The following is a 4,223-nucleotide window of genomic DNA, read 5'->3' on the forward strand; positions in this document are numbered from 1 at the left end:
GAAGTCGGCCTGGCCGACTTCTCGCGCAAACCTTCCCGCCTCACACCACCTGCCCTTTGACGGGCCGGAGCCCTGGCCCGATCAGCGCTGGATCTCGGCCCGCGCCCGCTCGTCCGGCGTGCCGATGTCCCAGAAGCGGACGATTCCGTGCGCGCCGGCGTAGGCGCCCGTACCGCCGGTGACGGCCATGTCGAGCGGGGCGCTCGTTCCCGTCGTCCAGAGCGACTGCATCGCCAGGGAGCCGCCCTCGACCTCCATGGTGATGAGGCACTGTTTCGTCACCTCCCCACCGTGGAGCTGGACGACCTGGCACGATCCGCCCCCGCGTCCGACGCTGCGGCCGCCCTGAACGGTGGCGCCGGAGTAGACGTCCATGTCGCCCAGACTCGGCCCGGCCTGGCCGAGGTCCAGCACCTCGTACTGGTCGTTCTGGACCTTGAGTTCGAGCACCTCGACGCGCCCCTTCCGCAGGCTGTCGGCGTCCGCGGTGCCCACCGCGGCGAATCCGATCGCGGCCGTGGCCAACGCGGCGGCGACGAACCTCCTGGCCGTCAGGTACCTGCTGCTGCTTCCGTTGGTGCCCATGGAGGCTCCCCCTTCGCTGTGAACTCGTGCGCGAACTCCCTCGACGCTATGACCCGCGAGCCGGCCTTTTCCAAGACCAATCCCGTTATCGCGCCATACCTTCGCGGGCATGATCGGCTCACAGCGGACCCGGTCCGGTCCGGTCCGAGCGGCGGTCAGCCGGAGGACTTCACCGACTCCTCCGACAGGTCCCAGAGCCTCCGGGCGTTCTCGCCGTCCAGCGCGTAGCGCGCGACGCCTTGCAGCGGGACGCCTCGGCGGTCGAGCACCTCGGCCTCGTCGCAGTCGGCGAAGTAGCGGCCGCCGACGCCGTCCAGGAGGGGTGAGACGGCAAGCAGGACGGAGGTCGCCGCTCCCTGGGCGACCGTCTTCATCAGCTCGGGCGGGATGGTCCCGCTGCCCCGGCCGTCGGTGTGGCGCTGGAGGTTGGTGAGGATCGCGCCGGGCATCAGGGCGTTGGCGGTGATGCCGTCGTCGGCCCAGCGGCGGCTCGCCTCGACCGCGAACAGGACGTTGGCGGTCTTGGACTGGGCGTAGGCGAGCCACGGGTCGTACGGGCGGAAGGCGAAGTGGACGTCGTCCCAGACGATCGGCGACCGCTGGTGGGCGCTGGAGCTGACCGAGACGATCCGGGCGGCGCCGTCGGCGGCGAGCGCGCGGTGCAGGCCGGTGGCGAGGGCGAAGTGCCCCAGGTGGTTGGTGGCGAACTGCCACTCCCAGCCCTGCTCGGTGTACCGCTCCGGGCAGGCCATCACGCCGGCGTTGTTCACCAGGATGTGCAGCGGGCCCTGCCAGGCCTCCGCGAACGCGGCGACGGAGGCCAGGTCGGTGAGGTCCAGCCGGCCGACGTGCACCTCCCGGTTGCCGGTGGCCGCGGTGATCTCCTCGGCGACCCGCCGCCCGGCCGCCACGTCGCGGACGGCCAGGGTGACGGCGGCGCCGGTGCCGGCCAGCACCCGGGCGGTCTCCGTGCCGAGGCCGGAGGCGGCGCCGGTCACCACGGCGCGGCGGCCGGTGAGGTCGACGCCCTGCGCGACCTCGGCGGCGGTGGTCGCGAAGCCGTACGGCGTGCTGATCGCGTTCATCGGTGAACTCCTCTTCGGGGAACGGGTGTTGTCGACGCCCTCACGGTACGAGCAGACGGTCCTGCTCGGTCGGCGGCGTGCCGCCGTACCAGTCGAGCGGGCGGCCCGCGCGGACGAGTTCGCCGTACAGGGCCGGGTCGACGGGCTCGGCGAACACCAGGTCCAGGATGTCCGCGGCCGCCACCGCGGGCGGGCGCGCCTCGCGGTAGTCGCCGAACCAGGGGCGCGAGGTCGCGGTGTCGACCATGCCCGGGCAGACGGAGGCGATCAGGATGCCGGCGGCGAGGTCGCGCTCGCGCCGCTCGGCGGCGACCGCCCGGACGGCGGCCACCTGGGCCACCTTCGAGGGCACGTTCAGCCAGCGCGGCCAGCCCGCCTCCTCGGCGGTGCCGTGGTGGATCGCGGCGCGCCAGGACTCGACGGCGTACTCCACCTGGTCGAGGGTCGCGCCGTCGAACAGGTGCCGCAGCCGGGGGTCCAGGTGGCCGAGGGTGCCCAGGCTGCTGGCCACCACGAGCAGCCGGCCGCCGGGGCGCAGCACCGGGGCGAAGTCGCGCAGCACGGCGTGGGTGGCGGTGTTGGAGACGTCGATGAACTCGTCGGCACGCTCGGACTGCGACTCGCCGGGGAGCAGCCGGGCGACGGCGTTGGACAGGACGATGTCGACGCCGCCGCGCCGCTGCCGGAGTTCGTCGGCGAGGCGGGCGAGGGCCTCGGTGTCGGTGACGTCCAGGACCCGCCCTTCGACGCGGCCGCGGGTGCCGGCCGAACGGGCGACCTGGTGGGCGGCCTCGGTGACGCGCTGCTCGCTGCGGCCGGTGAGCAGGACCAGGTCGGCCGGCCGCAGGCGGGCCGCCAGCCCCTCGGCGAGGGCCCGGCCGAGGCCCTGGTTGGCCCCCGTGACGAGGGCGGTGCGGGGATCGCTCATACCGACCACGGTAGGAACCGGCGCCTCCATGAGTCCAACGAAACTCTCGCACCTCTGCTATGCGTAGACGTCATGGACTTCACGGACGTCTCGCTGACCGCGCTGCGGGTGTTCCGGGCCGTGGCCGAGCAGGGCACCTTCACGGCGGCCGCGCAGGCGCTGGGGTACACCCAGTCGGCGGTGTCCCGGCAGATCGCCTCGATCGAACGGGCCGCGGGCGCGGAACTGCTGGAACGGCGCCGCGAGGGCGTCCGGCTGACGGCCGCCGGGCGGGTGGTGATGCGACACGCGACCGTCGTGCTGGAGGAGATCGACGCGGCGGCCCGCGAACTGTCCGGCCGGCCCGAGGAGGGCGGGACGGTCCGGCTCGGCTGGGTGCCGACCGCCGGCACCACGCTCGTCCCGCAGGCCCTCGCCGCGCTGCGGCGCAGCGACCCGGGGGTGCGGGTGACCAGCCGCGAGGGCGGCACGGCGACGCTGGCGCGGGCGCTGCGGGCGGGCGGCATCGACCTCGCCCTGCTCTCCTCGGCCCCGCCGTTCCGCGCCCCGGACACCGAGTCGCCGCCCCTGGTGCTGCAGACCCTGACCGAGCGCGCCCTGTGCCTGGCCGTGCCCGCGGCGCACCCGCTGGCCCGCGGGGAGTACGTCGACGTGACCGACCTGCGCGGGCAGCGGTGGATCGCCGGGCCGTCCGCCGGGGCCGACCGGCTGATGGGGGTGTGGCCGGGGCTGGACGAACGGCCCGAGATCGCCCACACCGCCCGCGACTGGCTCGCCAAGCTGCACCTGGTGGCGGCCGGCGGCGGGCTGACCACCGTCTCCCCCGCCATGGCCGCCGCCGCACCGCCCGGCGTACGCGTCCTGCCGGTACGCGGCGGCCCGCAGGAGGTGCGGCGCCTGCTGCTGGCCCGCCTCCCGCAGCCGCCCACCGAACCGGTCCGCCGCCTGGCGGCGGCGCTGCGCGCGGCGGCGGTGGCGGAGGCGAACGGCGGGCCACAGGACGGCCGTTGAGCCCCGCGAGCGTCAGTCCGCAGGTCAGTCCGAGGCTCGTCGGTCCGCCCCGGGCGGCGGGACGGGCCCGAGGTCGACCTCGGGCTCGCGGGTGAGGACGGCGAGCAGGGCCGGGTCCGCGTACACCTCGGCGCTGTGCTGCCACTGGGTGAGCAGGAGCTCCACCGGGGCGAGGTCGTCCGGGGCCACCACGCCGCGCGCCGTGTCGAACAGTTCGGTGATCAGGGTGTCGAGGTCCTCGTCGGGCAGGACGGTGCACCAGGGCAGGGCTACGGGCAGGGCCTGCCGCAGTGCGGCGGCGTCTCCGGCCCGCGCGAGCTCGGCGAGTGCTTCGGGGGTGAAGTCCACGACTGAGGAGCGTACTTGAGGAGCGGAGGATCGAGTGCGGGCGCGAGCGGTCAGCAGCCCGGGCGGCAGGGGGCGGGGGTGCCACGGGCCGGGTCGGCGGTGACGGCCGCCGCGACGGTGCCGGCCAGGCAGGCGATCAGGCAGCGGGTGACGGGGTGGCGTACGGCGCGCAGCAGGGCGGGCGGGCGTGTGGCGGGGGCCGGGTGGTGTGTCATCGAGGGCTCCTTCGTGGGGGGTACGGCCGTCGGGGGCCGCGTCGGTGGACC

6 protein-coding genes are annotated in these 4,223 nt (G+C 75.1%); 1 reads left to right on the top strand and 5 read right to left on the bottom strand.

Annotated features, from left to right (window positions below; translation table 11 throughout):
* Window positions 1-81: 81 nt before the first annotated feature.
* From ACFU7Z_RS37180 to ACFU7Z_RS37190, 3 genes are all read right to left on the bottom strand, one after another.
* A complete protein-coding gene (locus tag ACFU7Z_RS37180; protein ID WP_380782511.1) occupies window positions 82-585 on the bottom strand; it encodes a hypothetical protein in 504 nt (167 codons plus the stop codon).
* Window positions 586-740: 155 nt separating this feature from the next.
* Window positions 741-1,670, bottom strand: a complete 930-nt coding sequence (locus ACFU7Z_RS37185; RefSeq protein ID WP_380782513.1) for an SDR family NAD(P)-dependent oxidoreductase — start codon at window positions 1,668-1,670, stop codon at window positions 741-743.
* Between the two features lie 40 nt (window positions 1,671-1,710).
* Window positions 1,711-2,598, bottom strand: coding sequence for an SDR family NAD(P)-dependent oxidoreductase (locus ACFU7Z_RS37190; RefSeq protein WP_380782515.1), 888 nt, complete (start codon window positions 2,596-2,598; stop codon window positions 1,711-1,713).
* Between the two features lie 72 nt (window positions 2,599-2,670).
* Here ACFU7Z_RS37190 and ACFU7Z_RS37195 point away from each other — a divergent pair, with 72 nt between their 5' ends.
* A complete protein-coding gene (locus ACFU7Z_RS37195) occupies window positions 2,671-3,609 on the top strand; it encodes a LysR family transcriptional regulator (protein WP_380782517.1) in 939 nt (312 codons plus the stop codon).
* A 24-nt stretch (window positions 3,610-3,633) separates the two neighbouring features.
* Here the strand turns inward: ACFU7Z_RS37195 and ACFU7Z_RS37200 are convergent, their stop codons facing one another.
* Together ACFU7Z_RS37200 and ACFU7Z_RS37205 are read right to left on the bottom strand one after the other, a co-directional pair.
* Window positions 3,634-3,957 carry a hypothetical protein gene (locus ACFU7Z_RS37200; protein ID WP_380782519.1) on the bottom strand — a complete coding sequence of 108 codons (324 nt, stop codon included), beginning with the start codon at window positions 3,955-3,957 and terminating at the stop codon, window positions 3,634-3,636.
* Window positions 3,958-4,007: 50 nt separating this feature from the next.
* Window positions 4,008-4,172 carry a hypothetical protein gene (locus ACFU7Z_RS37205; protein ID WP_380782521.1) on the bottom strand — a complete coding sequence of 55 codons (165 nt, stop codon included), beginning with the start codon at window positions 4,170-4,172 and terminating at the stop codon, window positions 4,008-4,010.
* Between the last annotated feature and the right edge of the window lie 51 nt (window positions 4,173-4,223).

The sequence above is a fragment of the Kitasatospora sp. NPDC057518 genome (assembly GCF_042802075.1).
GTDB lineage: Bacteria > Actinomycetota > Actinomycetes > Streptomycetales > Streptomycetaceae > Kitasatospora.